This window comes from Pseudoalteromonas sp. 1_2015MBL_MicDiv (assembly GCF_002407505.1).
GTDB classification, from domain to species: domain Bacteria; phylum Pseudomonadota; class Gammaproteobacteria; order Enterobacterales; family Alteromonadaceae; genus Pseudoalteromonas; species Pseudoalteromonas fuliginea.
In genome coordinates this window covers 137467-159886 of the sequence record NZ_CP012738.1, presented here as the reverse complement: position 1 = coordinate 159886, position 22420 = coordinate 137467, and the positions used below count along the sequence as shown (strand labels likewise).

General features: G+C 38.4%; 19 protein-coding genes. 11 read left to right on the top strand and 8 right to left on the bottom strand.

Features of this window, described 5'->3' with window-relative positions:
* The first annotated feature begins 292 nt into the window (after positions 1–292).
* On the top strand, positions 293–1621 hold the full coding sequence (locus tag AOR04_RS18255; RefSeq protein WP_007377405.1) for an HD domain-containing phosphohydrolase: 1329 nt from the start codon (positions 293–295) through the stop codon (positions 1619–1621).
* Positions 1622–1695: 74 nt separating this feature from the next.
* Positions 1696–2715 carry a ferrochelatase gene (hemH, locus tag AOR04_RS18250; RefSeq protein WP_096794236.1) on the top strand — a complete coding sequence of 340 codons (1020 nt, stop codon included), beginning with the start codon at positions 1696–1698 and terminating at the stop codon, positions 2713–2715.
* Between the two features lie 443 nt (positions 2716–3158).
* Here the strand turns inward: hemH and AOR04_RS18245 are convergent, their stop codons facing one another.
* Positions 3159–4316: a benzoate/H(+) symporter BenE family transporter gene (locus AOR04_RS18245; protein WP_096794235.1), complete on the bottom strand. Its 1158-nt coding sequence runs from the start codon at positions 4314–4316 to the stop codon at positions 3159–3161.
* A 376-nt stretch (positions 4317–4692) separates the two neighbouring features.
* Between AOR04_RS18245 and AOR04_RS18240 the strand changes: the two genes are divergently transcribed.
* Entirely contained in the window at positions 4693–5397 is a 705-nt protein-coding gene (locus AOR04_RS18240; protein ID WP_096794234.1) for a hypothetical protein, read from the top strand.
* Between the two features lie 88 nt (positions 5398–5485).
* A complete protein-coding gene (locus AOR04_RS18235; RefSeq protein ID WP_007378991.1) occupies positions 5486–6229 on the top strand; it encodes a reprolysin-like metallopeptidase in 744 nt (247 codons plus the stop codon).
* 94 nt (positions 6230–6323) lie between these two features.
* On the opposite strand, the gene AOR04_RS18230 is transcribed toward AOR04_RS18235, so the two are convergent.
* Positions 6324–7547, bottom strand: a complete 1224-nt coding sequence (locus tag AOR04_RS18230) for an alkaline phosphatase family protein (protein ID WP_096794233.1) — start codon at positions 7545–7547, stop codon at positions 6324–6326.
* Between the two features lie 190 nt (positions 7548–7737).
* Here AOR04_RS18230 and dgt point away from each other — a divergent pair, with 190 nt between their 5' ends.
* Together dgt and AOR04_RS18215 are read left to right on the top strand one after the other, a co-directional pair.
* Positions 7738–9204, top strand: coding sequence for a dGTPase (dgt, locus tag AOR04_RS18225; RefSeq protein WP_096794232.1), 1467 nt, complete (start codon positions 7738–7740; stop codon positions 9202–9204).
* A gap of 238 nt (positions 9205–9442) precedes the next feature.
* Positions 9443–10951 (top strand): cell wall anchor protein, encoded by a 1509-nt coding sequence (locus AOR04_RS18215; protein ID WP_096794231.1) that lies wholly within the window; start codon positions 9443–9445, stop codon positions 10949–10951.
* Between the two features lie 123 nt (positions 10952–11074).
* Here the strand turns inward: AOR04_RS18215 and AOR04_RS18210 are convergent, their stop codons facing one another.
* The 3 genes from AOR04_RS18210 to AOR04_RS18200 all read right to left on the bottom strand — a co-directional run bounded on the left by AOR04_RS18210 (position 11075) and on the right by AOR04_RS18200 (position 14115).
* A complete protein-coding gene (locus tag AOR04_RS18210; RefSeq protein ID WP_096794230.1) occupies positions 11075–12208 on the bottom strand; it encodes a DUF1570 domain-containing protein in 1134 nt (377 codons plus the stop codon).
* 2 nt (positions 12209–12210) lie between these two features.
* Positions 12211–12696: a hypothetical protein gene (locus tag AOR04_RS18205; protein WP_096794229.1), complete on the bottom strand. Its 486-nt coding sequence runs from the start codon at positions 12694–12696 to the stop codon at positions 12211–12213.
* A gap of 321 nt (positions 12697–13017) precedes the next feature.
* On the bottom strand, positions 13018–14115 hold the full coding sequence (locus tag AOR04_RS18200) for a Fic family protein (RefSeq protein ID WP_096794228.1): 1098 nt from the start codon (positions 14113–14115) through the stop codon (positions 13018–13020).
* A 1660-nt stretch (positions 14116–15775) separates the two neighbouring features.
* On the opposite strand from AOR04_RS18200, the gene mntA reads away from it, so the two are divergent.
* The 5 genes from mntA to AOR04_RS18175 all read left to right on the top strand — a co-directional run bounded on the left by mntA (position 15776) and on the right by AOR04_RS18175 (position 18936).
* Positions 15776–16165 carry a type VII toxin-antitoxin system MntA family adenylyltransferase antitoxin gene (gene mntA / locus AOR04_RS18195; protein WP_033037881.1) on the top strand — a complete coding sequence of 130 codons (390 nt, stop codon included), beginning with the start codon at positions 15776–15778 and terminating at the stop codon, positions 16163–16165.
* Positions 16158–16583 carry a type VII toxin-antitoxin system HepT family RNase toxin gene (gene hepT, locus AOR04_RS18190; protein WP_033037879.1) on the top strand — a complete coding sequence of 142 codons (426 nt, stop codon included), beginning with the start codon at positions 16158–16160 and terminating at the stop codon, positions 16581–16583. The genes mntA and hepT overlap by 8 nt, the downstream gene beginning before the upstream one ends.
* A 992-nt stretch (positions 16584–17575) precedes the next feature.
* Positions 17576–17938, top strand: a complete 363-nt coding sequence (locus AOR04_RS18185; RefSeq protein ID WP_096794227.1) for a hypothetical protein — start codon at positions 17576–17578, stop codon at positions 17936–17938.
* Between the two features lie 83 nt (positions 17939–18021).
* The gene (locus AOR04_RS18180; protein WP_096794226.1) at positions 18022–18594 is read left to right on the top strand and encodes a hypothetical protein; all 573 of its coding nucleotides are present in this window, start codon (positions 18022–18024) and stop codon (positions 18592–18594) included.
* Positions 18595–18936, top strand: a complete 342-nt coding sequence (locus AOR04_RS18175) for a hypothetical protein (protein ID WP_096794225.1) — start codon at positions 18595–18597, stop codon at positions 18934–18936. It begins immediately after the preceding gene.
* A gap of 393 nt (positions 18937–19329) precedes the next feature.
* Here AOR04_RS18175 and AOR04_RS18170 read toward each other — a convergent pair whose 3' ends face one another.
* The 3 genes from AOR04_RS18170 to AOR04_RS18160 form a co-directional block, all read right to left on the bottom strand.
* Positions 19330–20205: a nuclease-related domain-containing protein gene (locus AOR04_RS18170; protein ID WP_096794224.1), complete on the bottom strand. Its 876-nt coding sequence runs from the start codon at positions 20203–20205 to the stop codon at positions 19330–19332.
* Positions 20206–21201: 996 nt separating this feature from the next.
* Positions 21202–21939: a restriction endonuclease gene (locus tag AOR04_RS18165; protein WP_096794223.1), complete on the bottom strand. Its 738-nt coding sequence runs from the start codon at positions 21937–21939 to the stop codon at positions 21202–21204.
* A gap of 25 nt (positions 21940–21964) precedes the next feature.
* Complete coding sequence (locus tag AOR04_RS18160) at positions 21965–22414, bottom strand: phosphatase domain-containing protein (protein WP_096794222.1); 450 nt, start codon at positions 22412–22414, stop codon at positions 21965–21967.
* Positions 22415–22420 lie beyond the last annotated feature (6 nt).

Genomic DNA, 22420 nt, shown 5'->3' with positions numbered 1-22420 from the left:
AGCATAAACATTTAGGGCGTGTTGCTCTTTGGTGTTTGAATTTGCAGTAGGCTGCTTGGTTTTTAGGCAAGGCCATGTAGTGTGGTTATTATCCATAAGTAGGCGATAACGCAGCATAAATACCAAACATGCGCTGCCCGAAAGGTTCTTTCTAGGGACTAATTTTAATCCACAAAGATCAACGCGCCCTAATCATCTTTGACAATTATGTAACTGGAGTGATTTTTTGAGCTACGCTTTAATAAAGTAATCTTAAATAAAAAATACATTATTGACTTGTAAGGATAAAGCTATGACAGACACAGCTAAAAAAGCTGCCATGACTCACATTGATGTACTATGCGTTGACGATGATGAAATAGTATTGCGTTCACTCACCCGTTTACTAAAAACAAACAAACTAACGGCGATCGCGTGCAGTAACCCCGAAACAGCTTTAACACATTTAAAAAGCCACGAGTTTGGCTTAATCATCAGCGATATGCGCATGCCAAAAATGAATGGCGCACAGTTTTTAGAGCAAGCCCGTAAGCTTGCGCCTGACACACAGCGTATTTTATTAACAGGGTATGCCGACATAGAAACGACCTTAGCCGCAGTTAACCAAGGTCAAATAAGCGGTTATATCCAAAAGCCTTGGCAAAACGATCTGCTACTTGGCAGCATTAATAATAGCCTTGAAAAATTTCAGCTAAAAAAACAAAATCAAATACTTGAAGAACAAGTAAAAACTCAAAACTTGGAACTTATCGAATTAAACAATGATCTTGAACAACGTGTAGAAAAACGAACTAAACAAATCAAACAAGTTTTAAAACAATTAGAAGAAGCAAGTGAACGAGAAAAGATAGAGCATAAATCAACCGTCGAGCTTTTATATAACTTTATAAATGCAAACCCTTATCTCGATGGAAATAGGGCACAAAACATTGCCAATACCTGCACCCAAATAGCGCTTTATTTAAATTTATCGCAGAAAAGTATCGATCTTGCGCCGATGGCTGGCTACTTAGCGCAAATAGGGTTACTTGCCATGGATCCTGATCTTTATAAAAAACCAGTCAATAAATTAAGCGAGTCGCAGCGTAAAACATTTTATACGCACCCAAGCACAGCGCAATTAATGCTAATGCCAGCAACACATTTACATGATGTTTCTGACGCTATTTACCATCAGTTTGAGCGTTATAACGGGAATGGCATGCCAAAAGGCTTAGCCGGCAACGATATACCGATTGGCGCAATGGTGTTGGGTTTAGCGCGTGATTACTGGGATGCTTTTGAACAAAGTAATGCCGCAAATGAGCAAGACCGCCATGTACATGCGCTCGATACTGTAAAGCTTTATAGCGGTACATTTTATCACCCTAAAATTGTACGTGCTCTTGAGGCTAGTCAAACAAAAATGCGTGAGCAAAAAAGCTCAGCTGGTTCAATACTTATTTGTAATGCTAGCGAACTTAAAGAGAACATGATTTTAGGACACGCTCTGCATAGCCACACAGGCATAATGCTATTACCAAAAGGCCATATATTTAGCCGCAAATCAATCGAAAAACTGCAACAGCTTGAAGCCAAAAAGCCGACTCCATTTAGAATAATGGTTAAAACCGCTAAATGATTGATCTAAATCGCAGTTTTTTTCGTTACAATGTGTCTAAAATAAATTAATGACTTTGCTTGAAGGAGCACACCGTGTCGCGATTTTCTGCCGTTACCGACAATCCCCACGATCAGCGTTTTAACCAAAAAACGGGAATATTGCTTACCAACTTAGGTAGTCCTGATGCGCCGACGGCTGCAGCACTGCGTATTTACTTACGAGAGTTTTTATCAGACCCCCGTATTGTAGAAATACCACGCCTAATATGGATGATTATTTTGCATGGTATTATTTTACGAGTCCGCCCTAAGCGTTCAGCCAAATTATATGAAAGTATATGGACCGAAAACGGATCACCACTAACCCATATTACACGCCAGCAAAGTATTAAGTTAAATACCCTACTAAAAGAAAAAGGCTACACCAATACCGAAGTTGTTATGGCAATGCGCTACGGCAATCCATCTATTGAAGCTGGCCTTGAAGCCTTACGTGAAAAGGGGTTAACACGTATTGTTATAATGCCAATGTATCCACAATATTCGAGCCCAACTACGGGTTCTACGTTTGATGCTGTATCAAACGTACTCCGTAAATGGCGCTGGGTACCAGAGCTACATTTTATAAACGGCTATCATAAAAATACACGCTATATTGAATCGCTTGCAAACAGCATCAGTGAAGATTTAGAAGCCAACGGCGTGCCACAAAAATTGGTTTTTTCGTACCACGGCATGCCTAAACTATTCTTAGAACGAGGCGATCCGTATCATTGTTTGTGTTTACAAACGACCCGCTTAGTAGTAGAAAAGTTAGGCTTGGATAAAGATAAAGTAATTAGTACGTTTCAGAGCCGCTTTGGCAAAGCTGAATGGTTAAAACCTTATACCGATGCAACACTTCAAAGCCTACCAAGTGAGGGGATTAAAGACATAGCGATTATAAGCCCTGCTTTTAGTGCTGACTGCCTCGAAACACTTGAAGAACTTGAAGGCGAAAATCGTGAAATTTTTGAAGAGGCTGGTGGCGAAAAATACCGTTACATTGCGGCACTCAATGACCGGGACGACCACATTGAAGCCATATATGATGTACTAAAACCGATGTTATAAACGTTCATAACTGCGCGTAAATAGTGACTTTTAAGCGGTGTTAGCATTAACACCGCTTTTTATTTTATAAAACCTCACCTACAACAATTAAGCACCCAACTTATAGGTGCAAATTTACTTCGCGCTTGTAAAAAGTTAAAAATTAGCGAGGTATAAAACCTCACCTGCAACAATTAAGCACCCAACTTGTAGGTGCGAATTTACTTCGCGCTCGTAAAAATTTAAAAATTAGTGAGGTATAAAACCTCACCTACAACAATTAAGCACCCAACTTGTAGGTGCGAATTTACTTCGCGCATGTAAAAGCTTAAAAATTAGCGAGGTGTAAAACCTCACCTACAACAATTAAGCACCCAACTTGTAGGTGCGAATTTACTTCGCGCTTGTAAAAACTTAAAAATTAGCGAGGTATAAAACCTCACCTACAACAATTAAGTATTAACTCAATCCTTTCGGGTAATCATTACCGTGCACACACCTGCGATAATTCCCCAAAAAGCAGATCCGACCGAGAGCAGCGTTAAATCTGACGCTGTAACTAAAAATGTTACAATGGCAGCTTCAGTATATTGCGAGCCATTCAATGCTTGCTGCAAACTATTCGCAATAGTGCCAAACAGTGCAATACCTGCAAGTGCCAAAATAAGTGCTTGTGGTAAAGTTGCAACTAGCCCAACTAACGTTGCTGCACATAACGCCATTATTATATAAAAAACACCACCAGCAATACTTGCCCAATAACGCTTATCAGGGTTTTTATCCGCTTCTTCGCTCATGCAAATAGCGGCGGTTATTGCAGCTAAATTTATAGAATATGCCCCAAATGGTGCAGTTATAATATTAATGAAGCCTGTCACATTAAGTGATGCAGAAATAGGTGCTTTATAATTATGTGCTTTGAGGACGGCTATACCGGGCAAATTTTGCGACGTCATGGTGACAATATAAAGTGGTAAACCAATGCTAATACATGCTTGTAAGTTAAACATGGGAGCGGTGTAAGTAAATTGGCTCATTTTCCAATGCAATGCAGTCGTATCAATATTTCCCATACTCCACGCCAGTAACACACCCACAATAAGTACACTAAGCATTGCAAAGCGGGCAAAAAATCGCTTACCTACAAAGTACATAAGTACCATTAAGCCAATCACTAAAGGCATGTCGTTCATAAAATTAAACACGTCAATGCCAAACGTAACAAGTACACCAGCAAGCATGGCACATGCTAGTTCACTGGGAATACGGTTCATTATTTTTTCAAACCAGCCCGTTATGCCTGACAAAAAAACTAACAACGCCGATAACATAAATGCACCAATCGCTTCGTTCAAGTTATACCCTTGAGCGCTTGAAATAAGTAATGCAGCCCCAGTAGTAGACCATGCAATTAATACCGGCACTTTATAATAATACGATAAACCAATGGAACTAAGCCCCATAACCAAACCAAGCATTAAAATCCAGCTGGCAACTAAATCAGGAGTGCCCCCTAGGGTAATTACGACTTGATAAATCAACGCAATTGAACTCGAAAAACCAATAATAACCGCTACGAGTCCTGCTGTAATTCGATTAAGCAACTGATCAGAAACCGCCATAAATCCCTCTAATATTTATTTTTATGTACACAACATACGTGGCTAATATTTTCTTTGCAATTAACTATTACGCTACAAAAAGTGAAATAAATTCATTTTTATTTTTTACCTAAATTAATGACCAAACCAACATAAAACTATTGTATTAAACAGAATAAAAAAGTTATCACAAACAATCTAAAGCCCGCTAAAACACTGACAAAACCAGTACATAACCACTCAACATTTGTACCTATAAAAAATAACCATAAGTTTAATAAGGGATTTAAAAATAAAGTGCTTAACACTTTTTGATTACATTTATTCGCTTGATCTAATCTAATTTATGCTATAAAACGTAACAAATAGTTAACTTAAAACACCAAAAGAGAAACAGATGAAAAAAGTTGCAGCCTTAATTATTGCCATTCCCTTGTCGGCATTTGCACTTTATGAACTATTTATTCATACCGACCACACTGCAGAACCAATTGCACCTGTAGCAATTGACTTAGTGCCGGTTAGTACTCTTCGTACACAAAATACACATGCGCCAGCCCCTATTGATATGAGTAAAGATCCTATTAATGTCAAAGCGGTTTCAGCCCCAAAACAAAATATGACATTTAATGAATTCGATGCTGTAAACCGCATCTCAAATAAAGCAAAACAAGTACTTATAAATGCAAAAGTGTTACCAACTGACTTACATAATGAAGCTTACATTGAATTTGACTTAGCTTCATTGCAGGCATTAAAAGCGGGCGAAAACTTCGACTTAGCAATTCCTCAAACAGCCGAAACGTTCACAGCTGAGATCACTAATGTTATTGAATCAAGCAACGGTGATAAAAGTATATTTGGCCGCGTAGTTGGCGTAGATGGCGCAATGCACAACACAGTATTAACCGTAGGAAAAGACGCCGTATACGGGCAATTTACGGCACCTTCGGGGAATTACGTATTTGAAAGTAAAGGTAAGTATGGCTGGATAGCTGCAAAACGTGATTTATATAAAAATCATATAGAGCATGACGTAACGGCACCTAAACCTAAAATTGAAAAAGGTGTAGACATATTTGCACCAAAAATAGATGGCTAATTAACCAAATTAAAAATTTGAGCGCACCCGTTGCGACAATATTTTAAACACCAAAAATCAACCGCACTAAGAGTAAGGAAATACAATAATGAAAAAAGTAATCACTACAACCGCTGTTGCAGCAGCACTATGTGTAGCAAGTGTTGCACAAGCAGAGACTATTGATATCGGTATTTTATATACAGATCAGTCAGCAGCGGCTACTAGTAATATCAACACTAAAATCAATCAGCTAATTGCCTTCACAAATCAGGTTTATAGCCAAAATGGTGTAGGTATTACGCTGCGTTTAGCGGGTACACAAAACCTAGGTGACTATGCCATTACACCATCAGAGCAGTGGCTTGATTCGGTAACCGAAAGCAGCTATGTAGATGGTTTACGCAGCGATTGGAAAGCCGATATGATTGCCGTACTAGGTACTGGCGAAAGTGCTGGAAATGGACTTATTTCATGTGGTTTAGCATGGGTTGGACAAGGTACTAACGGCAACCTATACAACTCAATGAGCGACCGCATGTATTCAATTACAGCTATTGATTGTGGTGCAACTACGTTTGTACATGAACTTGGCCATAACCAAGGCTTAGCACATTCACGTAAACAGGGTGATACTTCTGGTGGTGTATACACTGACGGTATGGGTCACGGTGTACAAAATGAGTTTGCAAGTATTATGGCCTATCCACATGTATATGGAAGTGCAACACAATACGACTACTTCTCTAATCCTAATTGGAGTGTAAATAACATACCATTTGGTGTAACTAACCAGTCGTATGCTATTCGCACTGTAACAGCAACTAAAACAAGCATTGCCAATTTTAAATAAATGCTTATAAAAGTGGGTTATCCATTACCCACTTTTAAAAAATAAACATTATAACCTTCCCCCAAGAGCGCTTAGCGCTCTTTTTTGGTAAAGCTTAATGTACAACCATTTTTTGCTTTATAGCGGGCATTAACGTTTTACCGTCACCATCAACTTTGCTTAATAATTTAAGACCCATTACTTTTGCAAGCACAGGGTAAATATCAAGATTACTTACTTTATCTAAGCTAATTCCTTCTTTAAAAGCAGGGCCACTAGCTATAAACGTAGCAGCCATGTCATCGGTATAGGCATAGCCATGCGTACCTAAATACATCGGCTTTTTAGTATTAGTAAACACCGCAGGTGCTGTGGTTTGTACAACGATATCGCCCACACGCGTACCTTTATTATAATGATAGCCTGCTAATTGTTCATCAGTTAAAACGGTATAACGTCCTTTAGCCGCTTTTTCTAAACGCGCTTTATAGCCTGCTATATCAGCATATTTAGCATTCGGTTGTGTATAAATAAGTAAACGAGGGCCTGTATTTTTAACTAAAAAGTTTTCATCTTGAGGCAATGTTGTTACATCAATACTTTTATCTGGGTTTACGCTCGTCATACCGTGATCTGATACAATTACTAGGTTTACGTCTTGCTCTAATTTGCGTAGGCGAGTTTGTAATTGCCCCATCAACTCATCAAGCTGTTTAACTGCATCTCGAGTTTGTGGTGCGTCTGGCCCAAATTCATGACCCATGCTATCAACCAACGAAAAGTAACTTGCAATAAAACGCGGGCGCTGTGCTTTTGGTAAACTTAACCACTGAATAATTTGATCTACACGGCTTTGGTAATCGCTATATTTAGAATAATGGTAAAAGTAATCGGGGGTCATGCCGTTAAATAACGCATCCGACTCAGGCCAAAAGTACGTTGCTGATTTAAGCCCCTGCATTTTTGCTAAATTCCAAAGAGGGATACCTTTTACCCAAGTGCTATCGCCAAGTGCTTTACCCATACTGTAACACTCATTTTTGCGGGCTTTATCGCAAAAGTTATTATCAACAATACCGTGATTGACAGGAAGTAAGCCCGTAATAATAGAAATATGATTAGGAAACGTTTTAGTAGGATAAACAGGTATTAACTTTTGAGCGCGAACGCCGCGATCGGCCATTGCCTTTAAGTTTGGCGCACCGTGCTTTTCAATGTAATCCCAACGCAGACCATCAATTGATACAAGCACCACCGTTTGCTCTTTTGCTGCAAGTGCAACATTACTCATTCCTGTTAATAGGCAAATTGATATTACCTTTAAGATCCACTGCTGCATTATAAATACCCGCCTAGTTAAAAGTGCGCTAAATACTGAAAATAATGATTTGATAATACAATTGACTGCCCGCAAATGATACAAGCGCCTGTACCTAACTCATCTAGGTGTATATATTAACGTAAGTATATTAAAAAAGAATGACACCGCGCACTCACTTTGCCAGTCATCAACAATAAAAAGGACAACGATGACTATTGATTTTAGTAAAAAAATAACCCCTGCGCGCATGTATCGCACAACATCTAACTTGCAAATGGCGCTTGAAAGCGACCGAGGTCGTATAATAAACAGTGCTGCTATTCGTCGTTTGCAACAAAAAACACAAGTATTTCCACTTGAGCGTAATGCAGCCGTTCGTTCGCGCCTTACTCATTCGCTTGAAGTACAACAAGTTGGTCGTTTTATAGTGCAGCGTATTTTTGCTAATTTAAGCTACCAACAACAAAAAGACTACGGCCTAACAGGACTAGAACGCCCACTAGAAAGCCTAGTGGAAATGGCCTGCCTCATGCACGACATAGGCAATCCGCCATTTGGACATTTTGGCGAAGCAGCTATAAATCATTGGTTTAATAATAATTTGCTAAGCGTTACACCCGAACGTTGTAAAGAGCCAAATACAGGCATTGCCGTTGTTTTTAAACACCTTGCACTGGATATTTGTAACTTTGAAGGTAATGCGCAAGGCATACGTATTATTCACTCTTTGCAAACACTCAATCTAACCTACAGTCAAAGTGCGGGGATTTTAAAGTACACCCGCCCAGCAGGCCTTGATACAAAAGACATACCACAAAATAAAAACTACTTAATGAAAAAAGTTGGGTATTACTACAGCGAAAAAAGCTTCGTAGAAACACTACAAAAGGAATTAACCATAGAGCCTTATTGCCGTCATCCTGCCAGTTATATAATGGAAGCTGCTGATGATATTTCATATTGTCTTGCCGACATTGAAGACGCTGTAGAAAAAGATATTATAAGCACTGAGCTATTATGCATTCAGCTTAAAAGTCACTATAAAAAAGCACTTATAAATCTCACCATTGACGATTCTGAACACCTAGATTTTGTAGATAAAGCCGTAGACTACGCACTCGAACGCGCCAAAGCACAACCATATAACTTTAACAGTGAATTTTTTATATACTTGCGCGTTTCACTCCTGCACCCGCTGGTGAGTCATGCGGCAAAACGCTTTATCGAAAACATAGAGCCGATTTATCATGGCGACTTTAATCATGCCCTTTTAGAGGACAGAAGCCACCTGCATGCTGTTACCAAAGCATTAAAAAATGTAGCGCTTAAATATGTGTTTTCAAACAAAGAAGTCGAAAAGCTCGAACTGCAAGGCTATAGAATCATTAACGGCCTACTTGATTGCTATAAACCATTACTATTATTAAATAGCGACGATTTTAAACGTGCGCTCAATGGCGATTCACGATTGTTAATCGAGTCAAGATTAGTTAAAAAACTATCTAAAAAGCACTTAAACAGCTACTCACATGCCATTAACGCCATGCAAGAGGAACCTAATCACTTTGCCGCATACGAGTTTTATTACCGTTGTAGATTGATTCAAGATTACATAAGCGGCATGACCGACCAATTTGCCTACGACGAGTATCGTAGCTTAATGGTAATAGACTAATAACGCGGTAAGTTTTAGGCTCTGTCGCCTTTCAGGATTAAAATTTATTCAATTTAGGGGCAGCGCATGTTTGGCATTTATGCTGTGTTATTGCCTATTTATGGGGAGCAACCACACTGCATAGACTCTGCCTTGCCTAAATACCAGACATACAACCTCGAAAGATAACCAGCCCCTAGATAAATTTTAGTTTTGCGCTTAAAATCGAACTATTAATGTTTAAGCGCTATTTACCTTTATGATCACTTTACTAACACGCCTTACCTTTTGTTTTGCCCTATTTTATAGCGTTAACAGCGCAGCATATAACGAAGCCATGTGCATACTTATAAAACAAGAAATACAGCAAAATAGTGGTGATAAAACAAGTCGAAAATACAGAAACGCAATACGCGACTACAACAATAACTGTAACAAACCCAAACAAGCCCAAACATACCCAAAGCCGCCAATAGAAACAGCTCCGGTTATAACACCAGTGCAATCTCAAGTTGTGGAGCCAACACTTAACACGCCACAAAATCCAGCAACACTACAAACGCCACTGCCTGTTAGTATTGAAAATGAGCAAAAACAAAACACGATTGAACAGCCAAATATTAATAATGAAGTAATAATAAATGCAGAGCCTCAAGCCAAATCAGTTATTGATCAACAAAGTACACAGCCACTAAAAAGCAGTGTACCTGTAAAGGTTAAAACACCAGCAAATATAACTGCTCCCGTAGCAAAACCAGCACCGGTTATTGTACCTGTACCAATAGATCAAAGTTCGCTGCTTTTACCTAGCTTATTATTTGTAATAGTAATACTTATTGCTGTGATGGTATTAATACGTTTACGTCGCACTAAACAAAGTAAAACCGAAATTATTGCACCTGTGGTAGCTGAAACACAGGTACTTAAATCACAAAAAATAGCCCCACCATTAAACGTAACTACGAAAGATGCGCCAACCAAGCAAACACCAATCAATGCGCCTGAAATAATAGATGAAAATAAAACAATAAAGAGCAACCAGCCACAATTAAAAGCCAATAAAACACAAAAAATAAACGCCGACCACAACAATATTGACGAAGTCTTGCCTACAACATTAGCGCAAACAAACGAAGCAACGTTTACTGAAATAAAACCAAAATCAGAACCAAACTACACCGAATTTGCAGCAGCCGCTAAAACCACTGAAGCGCAAGTTAACAAGGCCAATCGCTTCACTGAGCCACAAGTACAAGAACTTGACCCCCATGCCCAGCCTATAAAAAAACAACCTAAACAAACAACACAATCTTCTGCAACCGTGCACAGTAATACACTCATAAATAATGAGATAAAACCGGTTATCGCAAGCCCAGAACCGTTAAAACCTAGCGAAACTACTGACGATTTACATACACCTAAAAAAGTAGCGACCCCAGAGTTTACCAACTTTAGTTCCGCGCACAATTTTAAAGAACCAGAAATACGCACCTTCGATCCAAATGCTCCGCTACCAGGCGAAAAAGTAATGCCTAAAGCAGCACCAAGGCCTATAAACGCAGAGCATGAAACAACAAAGAGTGCAGCTGAAAAAAAAGAAACAGTAAACAAAGCAAGCAGCAATCCATTTGCAAACTTATCGCTTGATGAAAGCTGGGATCCAAATTCGGCAGAAAAGCCAACTATAGAAGAAAAAAAACGCGCACCTAAATCACAAGCACTCATTGACGCAGAAGAACGCGCTAAAAAAATGCAAACCAAAGAATGATCTGCCTGCGATAAAAACGTAAGTGCGATTTTACATCGCGCTTTTGGTTTTAGTTTCAAATTACTATGAATAACGCATAAATAACCGTAATCCGCTCATTAACCTCATCAATATACAGACAGGTTAAAAATTATGAGCCCTGAAAGGCATTTTTAACCACTGAGAATACTCACGTTTAAGATTTGGTAATTGCGTATACAGCATTTTTTTTAACTTTTTTGCAGACAACTTACTACACGGTGATTGTTGCTCAGTAAGCATTATATTTTTTAGTAAAGCTCTACCTGCTTGTGTATCCATTAAAAAATAAATAGCAGCCCAACTACTTGCATAAAGTTTGCTGTTATCGCCTTTTTTCCACGTATCCTCTAAGCCGATTAACCAATTAATTGTAAATACACTTTTAGTAATATTGTTATTCTTTGTCCACGATCTATTTGGTTCAACAATACCTGTTTGCATATTATTTTTAGTCAGCTCAAAGTACTCCGCAAACCCTTCATTTAGCCATCTTGGTGTGTAGCCCAATACAGCCTTATTTATGGCGTGCACCGCTTCATGAACCGACGTACGCATTGCACTTTGTGCATTATCATAATGAATAAAAGCAGAATTACTCCCGTGAAAATACATACCCGCAGTGTTTTTAGGATCACCACCGCGATGCTTTATTACCGACTCGTAAGCACTGCGAGTAGCCAAAACCGTTAGGTTTAGTTTCACCTTTTTAAGCGCATGCACACCAATTACTTGGCCATACGCCTTAAATACCGTATTGATCTTAATGCGCAACTCTTGATTAAATGACGACGGTAAATTAGGTGTATTTAAAGTAAGATCAAAATAATCTAGCGATTCAACAAAACCAGGATTGTAAGTTGCTACTGCAAAGTCAGGCTTTTTATCACTAAAATGAGGAACGCCCTCACTGTCGGTCCACGTAAATATATCGCCATTACGTTTATATTTAACCTCACCTAACGATACATCTACGCAACGCGTATTGTTAACTTGTGATAAGTGATTATCGGCAGACACTAACGTATGTTGCAACGTCGTTGTGCTTACTTTTTCGGGCCGTTTTGTACTTAAAGGCTCAGTAACTATTTGCGATGCTAGATAGTTATATATGCGTTTAACCTCACCAATTGGGTCATTATAATTAAATACCCGTCCAGTAAAATGATTAGCAATAAGTGCCGACGCAATTAGCAGCACAAAAAATACAAACACCACGCGTAATTTAGTTTTAAACATATTTATGGGTGCTCTTTCCACTGTGCTTCAAAAAGATCTTTTTGCTTACCCCTATATTCGCTGCACCACACAAAGTCGGCCGACCCTATCCCTTTTTTACGGCAACGTTTAGGTAGTTTATAAAATGTTGACCAAGCATCAAGCTTAGCAGCATCTTTATAGCTATCGCTGTGCAAAGACATGTTTGATACTTTTTGATTGAGTAGCCAATTGCTATTAGGCGTACGAGTTGAGGTAGAAGAAGTAGCCTGATAAGCGCTACCACTCTTTTTAGGCTTACAGCAGTGATTAGCAAGTAATGTAAATAGCGCTTTATCGCGTGCAGTTAAACGCTCACCTTCTTTATTACTGTAGCCACTTCTAAATTGAGACCGAATAGCTTCGCGCTGCTTTTTAATGCTATCGCATTGGGCTTGTGTGTAAGCCTCACCAGCTTGAGGCAAAGTTGTAGATACGCTAATAAGTACCAGTAAAATCCATTTGATCATTATTCATTCCCTGAATTAAAACTTTAAAAGAGTGTACCTATAAATGTGAAAAAACACATCAACATTACTAATCCAAAAAGCAAAAATTAAAGCTATGGGTGGGAGTTCACATTAGCCTTGGCTTTAATAAAGCGCTCACGAGGTAAAAAACCTCACCTACAATAATTAAACCACCATATTCAACAAAACCGTAGGTGCGATTTTACATCGCGCTTTGGTCTTGGCTTTTACAAAAACACCATGCGAGGTATAAAACCGCACCTACAACAATTAAAACCCTTATTCGCCTCACATGGCGAGGTGAATAGGTATTTAATTGCCTCATTGGACAACCTTGTAACGTGTACTACGCCCACCTGCGGCAGTTTTTTTAATGAATCCAAGCGTTTGCAAGTCGGCTAAATGGCGTGTTGCGGTTGCACGGCTAACCTTAGCTACCTTTTGATACTGACTCGCACTAATACCCTGTTCAAATTGGCCATCAAGTAACTTATTAAGCACTTTTACTTGCTGCTCACCTAACTTTGTTTGATCTTTGCTTGCCCAGTAATTGGTTTTAAAAATTGTTTGCTCAATATTATTAAGCGTATGGTGTATCGCATTATTGAGCGTACGTAAAAACCACTTAATCCACTTTGTAATACAAAGCTCTCCACGCTGAGTTGCTTCAAGCACTTCGTAGTAGCTTTTTCTGTCTTCTAAAATAGCCACCGACATAGCGTAAAACCGAATTGACTCAGCATGTTCTTGCGCTAATGCCAGATCGGTTATAAGCCGTGTAATACGCCCATTACCATCCTCAAGTGGATGTATTGTTACAAACCATAAGTGTGCGATAGCTGCCCGAATAAAAGGGTCTATTTGAGGTTCATTTTGCGCTTTGTTAAACCAGTTAAAAAATAGCGAAAGCTCTTTATTTACTCGCTCTTTAGGAGGCGCTGTAAAATGTAATATCGGTTTATCTAAGCGCCCCGACACTACTTGCATAGGCTCGTCACCACGCAATTGCCCGCCTTCAATTTTAGTAAACAAGCTTTGCTCACCTGAAAACAATAAGCGATGCCAATTAAGCACTCGCTCTAAATTAAGCGCTGAGTCTGTGTTATTTATCGCATCAAGCATAATCTCTGCAAGATTATCGCTTTGCACAGTTGTTGGGTAAGGCTGCTCATCAATATTGAGCTTTTTTGCAAGTGAAGAGCGAACCGAAAATGCATTAAGTTTTTCTCCCTCAATCGCACTGGAGTGAATAATATTTGCAAGTAAGGTATCAAGGGCCTGCTGCTTTTGATGAGCAGTTTGCACGCCCATACGCCCTACTAATAAACCTTGATTATATGAAAGCTCCCTTAGTAAAGGAGCAAGCGCCGCATCATCCCACGTAAAGTTTGGCCAGTTTTGCTGTTGCCATATCCACATAGTCTTTATGTCCTAAAATTGATTAGCTTCAGTCTACGTCAATTATTCGCCTCATACAATGAGGCGAATAATTGAGTTAATTGCCTCATTACTTTTAAGCGCTACACAGAGAAGAAATAAACAAGCGATTTTACATCGCGCTTTGGCTTATATAACCTTAACGCTCACCTAACACCAGTAGACGCAAAGCTTGCTTGCGTGAAAAGCGCAGCTTTTAATTTATAAATGAGCTTTATCGCCACAACCTTGTACATGCCTAAACACAATGCGAGGTATAAAACCTCACCTACAACAATGCAAACACCGCGCTCAACAAAGCGTAGGTGCGATTTTACATCGCGCTTTGGCTTATATAACCTTAACGCTCACCTAACTCCTGTAGACGCAAAGCTTGCTTGCGTGAAAAGCACAGCTTTTAATTTGTAGATGGGTTTATTCGCTACAACCTTGTGCATGCCTAAACACCATGCAAGGTATAAAACCTCACCTACAACAATACAAACACCACTCTCAACAAAAGCGTAGGTGCGATTTTACATCGCGCTTTGGTTTATATAACCTTAACGCTCACCTAACACCTGTAGACGCAAAGCTTGCTTGCGTGAAAAGCGCAGCTTTTAATTTATAAATGGGCTTTATCGCCATAACCTTGTACATGCCTAAACACAATGCGAGGTATAAAACCTCACCTACAATAATGTAAACACCACATTAAACAAAACCGTAGGTGCGATTTTACATCGTGCTTTGGTCTTGGCTTTTACAAAAACACCATGCGAGGTATAAAACCGCACCTACAACAATACAAACACCACTCTCAACGAAACCGTAGGTGCGATTTTACATCGCGCTTTGGTCTTGGCTTTTACAAAAACACCATGCGAGGTATAAAACCTCACCTACAATAATTAAACCACCATATTCAACAAAACCGTAGGTGCGATTTTACATCGCGCTTTTGGTTTTAATTTATTTTTCGAACCTAAATAAACGCATCCATATTTGGTAATTATATTATTTGCTCACTTAGCTTATTTGCAACTTTATTAATTATTTTTATGCATAAATGAATGTGGGATAATTCAGAAGTAAATAAGTTATTTTTGAGTTTAAATGTATATTTATCGTCCACAAGTTAACTTTACCTTATTTATAAATAATAGAATCGAATCTAAAATATAAATTACTTAAGCTAAGTTAATGACACTTTGAGATTGATAGCTCACTTAAGCAACTGCAGAAGCCCAGCTTGCTATTAGGGCGTGTGACCTTTCGTGATTAATTTTGCAGCAGACTGTTTGGTATTCAGGCAAGGCAGAGTCTATGTGGTGTGGTGTGGTGTGGTTATTCCCCATAAATAGGCGATAACGCAGCATAAATACCAAACATGCACTGCCTTTTGGGTTTTTTTAGGGACAATTAACTCTTTGTTGCTCGGCTTTTACTTATTCTTGCATGGATGTAAGCCAGTAGGGTAAAGCAGAAGCAGTCACCGAGCCCACTAGGTTACAAACCTCGCGGCGCGATTTAATAGCCCCTAGATTGAACAAATTTCACCCCACAAAGGTCAACACGCCCTAAATAAAACAAATATCAATTTTAATGTTCACTAGAAAACTGATAGGTTATTATTACAGTTTTTATCAATGGTTAGTTTTTCGTGGCAAATGAAGTTATACAGAAAATAATTAAGTACTTGCAGCAAAACACCGACATTGACGTGGTTTGGTTATATGGCTCCCACGCAAAAGGGACAGCCCAACCCCATAGTGACATTGACTTAGCCGTAGCATTTAAAAACTTTGATCTGGAGTTCTTTGATAAGCGCCTTAGACCAAAAGAGCTTGAGCTTGAAATAAGTAATGCACTTAATCTTAACGAACAACTTATTTCGATTGTTGATATAAATATTATTCCAAGTTATTTAGCTTTCAACGTTATTGAGTATGGAAAAATAATTATAAGCAATAATAGTGTTAGAGCGATGAAAGAGCAGCAGCGTATATATAGCCAGTTCGAATTTGAAACCATAGCGAGTAAACATGACTGATACCGGAATTACACTTTATTTAAGTGAAGTAACACGCCATATTGACGAATATATGCAAGAACTCGACGAACTCAGTCAAATCGATTCACTTAATAGCAGAGATTACCGAGCTGCAGAGCGATTACTACAGTTAATGACCGAGGTGTGTATTGGTTTATCAAAGCATTGGCTTAAGCAGCACAAAAGTAGTACCAGTAGCAACGCCTATCAAACATTTAGCGAACTTACTAATTTAGGCTTTTTGAGCGAGGCAGAACTACTGTCATGGCGTAAAATTATAGGCTTACGAAATGCTCTTGTTCACGATTACTTAAATATTGATCAAAGTATCGTTAAAACAATCATTAAAAAGCAACACTACATAACTATGCACGCATTTAGTATTAAAGCGATTACAGAGCTAAACAAAGATTCATAGATAAAACCTCACCTACAATAATGTAAACACCGCACTCAACAAAAGCGTAGGTGCGATTTTACATCGCGCTTTGTTCTTGGTTTTAATAAAGCACCATGCGAGGTATAAAACCTCACCTACATTAATTTAAACACCACACTCAACAAAACCGTAGATGAGATTTTACATCGCGCTTTGTTCTTGGTTTTAATAAAATACCATGCGAGGTATAAAACCTCACCTACATTAATTTAAACACCACACTCAACAAAACCGTAGGTGCGATTTTACATCGCGCTTTGTTCTTGGTTTAAATAAAACACCATGCGAGGTATAAAGCCTCACCTACAACAATACAAACACCACACTCAACAAAGCGTAGGTGCGATTTTACATCGCGCTTTGGCTTTTAAACAAAGCTCACTCATACATCTGTAGGCGCAAAGCTTGCTCGCGCGAAAAGCGAAGCTTTTAAAATAATTTACTTATATCGCATTGGCGACGGCAACCAAAAAAAGACAAGCGCCGGTCTCTCTTTGGAATCACACAGCCCCCTCAATTTCACTTATCTTTAAACACAAAATTATTATGAGCGTAAACGCCATGAAAGCATCACTTTCACATCCCTGTACGCTGCCCAGTTCGGATATCTCTACCCTCTCGTTCAAAACTACGTTTTTCACCCATTTGCAAGCATCGCTTTCCTCGCATTGCCTAAAGGGATTTAGGCACTTGGAATTTGTCGGGAACAAAATTCCGCCATGCGAGGTAATTACTCATTAATTATGTGTTTGCAGGTGAAGTTGAAGGGGATGATTACCAGGGCATCAGTCTTTAAATATTTGCTGTAGGCACCCTACTTGCTCTCGTAGGAAGGGTAGCTTATTGAATTTCATATAACATTAGCAACCACAATTGCTTTACTCTTACTAAGTGAAAAGCAATTATGTATTGACTACTTAATTAAAAATCATTAGTCTTTTTTAAACAATTGAAAAGTAAGGATACTGATCATGGCTCTAGAAATTAGAATCTGCTTGGATGCAGTTACTGCAGAAGTAGTAAAATGTAAAACTGATAAAAACAATACTTTCTCACAAGATAACAATCACATAAAAAGTAAAGTAATCACCTCAGGTACACCATATATTTGGCGCAAAGAATACACTGACTCTTTAACCGCTCCTACAACAGAACAAAAAAATATAGTCAATCAATTTGCGCTTTTATCAGCACAATCAAGAAGAAACATAGCTGGAATGCTGCGAGATTTTGGCAGCGAAACATTACTTGCTATTTCTGACTTTCAAGCTCAAGTTATACTATTTTTAGCAAACAACACACATGGTATTGTTGGTTCAGGCCCACATCAATAGAAGCTCGCAGTTCAAAATTTGTTACTTTAGCGGGTAAATATGAAGCATCTTTAAAAGATATACGGGCCGCACATAAGTCAGGCATGCCTAAATACCATATGGTCGCTTTAGAGCAAAAAGCTCTTGGACTATTTAAAGAGCTTCAAGTTAAATATCAAGCTGAACTACAACGCTTTATGAATACTAACCGTGCAAGTCGCAGAGGTACGGTTTGGTCTAATCCTAATCGTGGTGTTCACATAGCTAAAAGTGCCAGACACTCCACTAAATTAGATATAAGTAGCACCGCAGAATTTAGAAAAATTAAATATATTGAAAACACAGGGCGTTGGCTTGGTAATGGAATGATCTTACTCGATGGCGCTTTTAGAGCAAACTCGGTTTACAACAATTACAAAAATGGTGGCGACTGGCAAAGAAGTCTATCAACTGAATTGGCCAGCTTTGGAGCTTCTACTGCATCTGGTATTTTTGTCGGTTCAATTACTACCACAGCACTAAGCTCTTTACTTATGTTAACTCCTTATGGATGGGTTATTGCTATAAGTGTAGGGTTATATGTCGGTTTTACAGCAAGTATTAAAATGAATAATTTTATGAAAAAAACTTCTGAAAACATATACGACAGAAAACCTATATTTGAAGGGACTTTTTAAATGCCCGCAGCTCATTTAGCTGGATATTCTCTGATCGTATTTATGATAGGTACTTTTGCCTCCGGCATTTTATTTTCGAGAATTTCAATCAAACATATTAATAAAAATATGGAAAAAGATGGTGTGCTTCCCCCCAGTTGGGATAAAGGCATTGGCGCTAGTGTGTCATTTTATATATTTTCGATGTTTTTTGAACGCTCCCGTATACCAACTCCGATGTTTGATGGACGTTTTGTAGCCAAGTACTCACGTCCAATTGACAAAGTAATAGGCGCAGTCCACTTGATTTCAGTCACAGGAATGATGCTTTGCCTTTGTATTGTTTCTTATTTTTCAAAGTAATTAATAGTAAGTTAAATTTACATATCCTAATGTTTTTGGGCATAAAAGCGTAGTCTTTAAATTATCGACAGAAACTTATCTCGCACCTTGATTTTTACTTACAAAATTGTAAATAATTCATTCGAGTGTTTGCCTGATTGCTAGCGGCAACCAAAAAAAGACAAGCGCCAGTCCCCCCTTGGAATCACACGCCCCCTCAATTTCACTTATCTTTAAACAAATAATTAATATGAACGTAAACGCCATGAAAGCATCACTTCCCTCGAATCCATGCGAGGTAATTACTCATTAATTATGTGTTTGCAGGTGAAGTCGAAAGGGGGAGAATTGCCTAAGCAGCAGCCTTAAAATTTGCTGTAGGCGCCCAACTTGCTCGCGCGAAAAGCGTAGCTTTTAAATTGCCTTACTATCGTTTAAGGCTCGCTGCACCACTTGATAGCAAATAGCACGCTGCTGCTCTTGATTTAAGCTAACTTGTCGCATTGAAAGGATCGTTTTAACTATTTGTTTATGAGAAACGATTGGAAAGATTGGTCTCTGCTTTAGTTCCACAAACCAACCAGGAAAGCATAAAACAGGTAAAACCGGAGTATTAAAACCGGTTGATTCATAAAGCCATTTATTCACCCAATTAGCTTGATTTTGAGCTTGCTCTAATGGCTTGCTTTCAAACCAAGAAGGAAATGCTAAATGATTATTCTCAAATTTAACTTTGTAATTTGTATCGTCTTTTATTCGTTTATGTCTGCCTTTGGTTTCAATAGCAAATATCCCATTTGGCCCAACAACTAAATGGTCAATATTAAAACCATCTGTTTGTATATCATGAAATACCTGATAACCGTGTGACTGTAATTCTATAAGCTCTGAAGCAACTGCTAATTCTGCATCACGTCCTAGTTTTAGCTTTATTAAGTCGTTAGATTTAACCCAAAGCTTTCGTGCCACATACGTTAGTCCCAATGCAATCACGATAATTAAAAAGTAATTGAGCTTGCCGCTGGCAAACATTTCAGCAATTCCTTTCAAAGCAAAAGGCATGGTGACTATCAAAGCAGACAAAAAGACTAAGCCTATTACATCTAAAACTTTATCATTAACTTGTTCATTGAGTGTTTGCGCTGCAACACGTTTAAGCTTTTTACGATCTACTGGTAGTTTTGCATTCTTCTGATGAAGCCATATTTTGATAAACAAAACACCTAATAGTGAATAAACACTACCAATAACAAATAAAAGGCTTAAACCTTGGTTTAATAAATCATCCATGATGAGTTCCTATAATCACAATGTTTACTTTATACCTTAAAAAAAGGTACATGTCGCATTATTCAAACTCACGCTACAAAGCTCACCCAAACACCTGTAGGCGCCCAGCTTGCTCGCGCGAAAAGCGTAGCTTTTAAAATAATTTACTTATATCGCGTTGGCGATGGCAACCAAAGAGAAGTAATCGCCGACTTCTCTTTGGAATCTCTCGGCGCCCCTCAATTTCACTTATCCTTAAACAAATAATTAATATGAACGTAAACGCGATGAACGCACATCCATGTGCAAGCATCCCTTTCCTCGAATCCATGCGAGATAATTACTCATTAATTATGTGTTTACAGGTGAAGTTGAAGGGGGTAATTTCTTAGCAGCGTTCTTAAAATTTGCTGTAGGCGCTAAGCTTGTTCGCGCGAAAAGCGAAGCTTTTAAAATAATTTACTTATATCGCGTTGGCGATGGCAACCAAGGGGCGGTCTTCTTCAAATAAGCTCTGCTGCTAATAATTCATCCCTGAAGTCGGGTTCCTGTCAGCATCCATGCTTCCACTTCCTCAAGCTGCAAAGCTAAGCTTTGGTCATTCGTCACCCACGGCGCCCCGAGGATCACACTACCTCCTCAATTTAAATTAATGATATGAACGTAACCAGCGTAGATAGGCCATCCATGACCAAGCTACGCTTTTAACAGCATCCATGCTGTTAATTACTCACCATAAATTAAATTTCGGATGTGATCACGCGGGAAGGTTAACTTACAACTGAGTCAATTATAAACCTGATTCCTTTAATGCAGTAAACGCTATTTAGTCCTTATAATTAATAGTAATTTTTGTTCATTTAAACTGACTTAATGCTTTTAAAATGCCTTTACTAGCTAATTGGGAAAAGTAGGTAGTGCTAAAGTTTAATCGGATCTGACAAAAAAATCATCACAGTCAAAATTTAGATTGACCGCTAACAAAACTATCAGCGGAATAACGATGTGTGGCTATGATTAAATACTCATCCTACTAACTGTAGTTATTAGCTCTTTCCCATAAACTGAGTGCAATTCAGCAGACTTTTTGTTGAAACTATCCTGTTCAACTGAAGTAATCCAGAACCAGGGGAGCTTGCATTGGCATTGTTTTCCGTAATCCTCACAGCTTGCATTTGGATCGAAAGAAAGAGTAGTTTTACAATTTAAGCAATATACGTGAAAGTAATAACATACATCGCACTTTCCTACATAATGTATATTTTGTTTAAACTCCAACTTACCACTATCAAGATTTTTCAAAGTTAAATTAAATGATGGAAAACCATCCCAAAATACGTACCCATTACAATTGTGTTTACCATTACATTTTGGCCAATCAGCTAAACTAAAACTCTTCAAATATTCGATTGGTAAGATTCTTAAGCTTACCAACTCTTCAGCTCTAACTTTTGCTCCTTTTGTAAAACCACTAGTAGCTATGAGATAACCATGCTTTGCTTCAACGTCATCCATCATTCCACGAAATGATTCAACATCATTAATATCAATTTTTCGGTTTCTTACTTTTGAATCAATTATAATTCTGTTTGTATTGACTGTATCAAACCTATAATCAATTAAAACGTCAACTTGTCTCCTAATACCACTAATAACTCCCGTAACTTTAGCGTTTGCTGATACAACATATGCAGTCGAAAGCTGCTCGCTTACGAGCCTCGCAATGAACCTCTCGTATAACCTCCATGTTTCCATTGATAACTATGCCCTAAAAAATGTCTTAGAAGTTACCTTCAGCAACTTGAAAACAAGCCAATCCAAGTGAACGCCACATTTTTACAACTTTATCCCTATCGTCAAAAACGCATAGTATATCTTTCTTATAATCAGGGTAATATTGCAATAACCAACTTTTCTTTAATTCTTCATCTGGTGTAAATGAATCCATATCTCTCATAGTCAATCGATCATAAGGCACTGAATGTGTTTCTAGCCAATTTATTGTCTTAGCCTTAACTATATCACCGCGCGCAGAAAATATATGAACTTGGTGACCTTGCTCCCTTAAAGCCCTAATAGTTTCAATTACAGATTTATTAGGTTGGTCTTTGTCACAAGCCTCAAAATAAGAAACCCAATCTACCTTTTTATTTAAGGACTTATCAATAAAGTGATAGCGGTGCAAATTTAGAGCTAAAGTACCATCTAGATCAACAATTATTTTTTTCAACCAACC

What these genes read in the sequence shown, in the direction of transcription:
- AOR04_RS18215 (WP_096794231.1), top strand. Translation starts at nt 9,443, where the DNA reads ATGATCACTTTACTAACACGCCTTACCTTTTGTTTTGCCCTATTTTAT.
- dgt (WP_096794232.1), top strand. Translation starts at nt 7,738, where the DNA reads ATGACTATTGATTTTAGTAAAAAAATAACCCCTGCGCGCATGTATCGC.
- AOR04_RS18230 (WP_096794233.1), bottom strand. Translation starts at nt 7,547, where the DNA reads ATGCAGCAGTGGATCTTAAAGGTAATATCAATTTGCCTATTAACAGGA.
- AOR04_RS18255 (WP_007377405.1), top strand. Translation starts at nt 293, where the DNA reads ATGACAGACACAGCTAAAAAAGCTGCCATGACTCACATTGATGTACTA.
- AOR04_RS18240 (WP_096794234.1), top strand. Translation starts at nt 4,693, where the DNA reads ATGAAAAAAGTTGCAGCCTTAATTATTGCCATTCCCTTGTCGGCATTT.
- AOR04_RS18180 (WP_096794226.1), top strand. Translation starts at nt 18,022, where the DNA reads ATGCCTAAATACCATATGGTCGCTTTAGAGCAAAAAGCTCTTGGACTA.
- AOR04_RS18205 (WP_096794229.1), bottom strand. Translation starts at nt 12,696, where the DNA reads ATGATCAAATGGATTTTACTGGTACTTATTAGCGTATCTACAACTTTG.
- AOR04_RS18185 (WP_096794227.1), top strand. Translation starts at nt 17,576, where the DNA reads ATGGCTCTAGAAATTAGAATCTGCTTGGATGCAGTTACTGCAGAAGTA.
- AOR04_RS18165 (WP_096794223.1), bottom strand. Translation starts at nt 21,939, where the DNA reads ATGGAAACATGGAGGTTATACGAGAGGTTCATTGCGAGGCTCGTAAGC.
- AOR04_RS18210 (WP_096794230.1), bottom strand. Translation starts at nt 12,208, where the DNA reads ATGTTTAAAACTAAATTACGCGTGGTGTTTGTATTTTTTGTGCTGCTA.
- AOR04_RS18245 (WP_096794235.1), bottom strand. Translation starts at nt 4,316, where the DNA reads ATGGCGGTTTCTGATCAGTTGCTTAATCGAATTACAGCAGGACTCGTA.
- AOR04_RS18235 (WP_007378991.1), top strand. Translation starts at nt 5,486, where the DNA reads ATGAAAAAAGTAATCACTACAACCGCTGTTGCAGCAGCACTATGTGTA.
- hepT (WP_033037879.1), top strand. Translation starts at nt 16,158, where the DNA reads ATGACTGATACCGGAATTACACTTTATTTAAGTGAAGTAACACGCCAT.
- AOR04_RS18170 (WP_096794224.1), bottom strand. Translation starts at nt 20,205, where the DNA reads ATGGATGATTTATTAAACCAAGGTTTAAGCCTTTTATTTGTTATTGGT.
- AOR04_RS18200 (WP_096794228.1), bottom strand. Translation starts at nt 14,115, where the DNA reads ATGTGGATATGGCAACAGCAAAACTGGCCAAACTTTACGTGGGATGAT.
- AOR04_RS18175 (WP_096794225.1), top strand. Translation starts at nt 18,595, where the DNA reads ATGCCCGCAGCTCATTTAGCTGGATATTCTCTGATCGTATTTATGATA.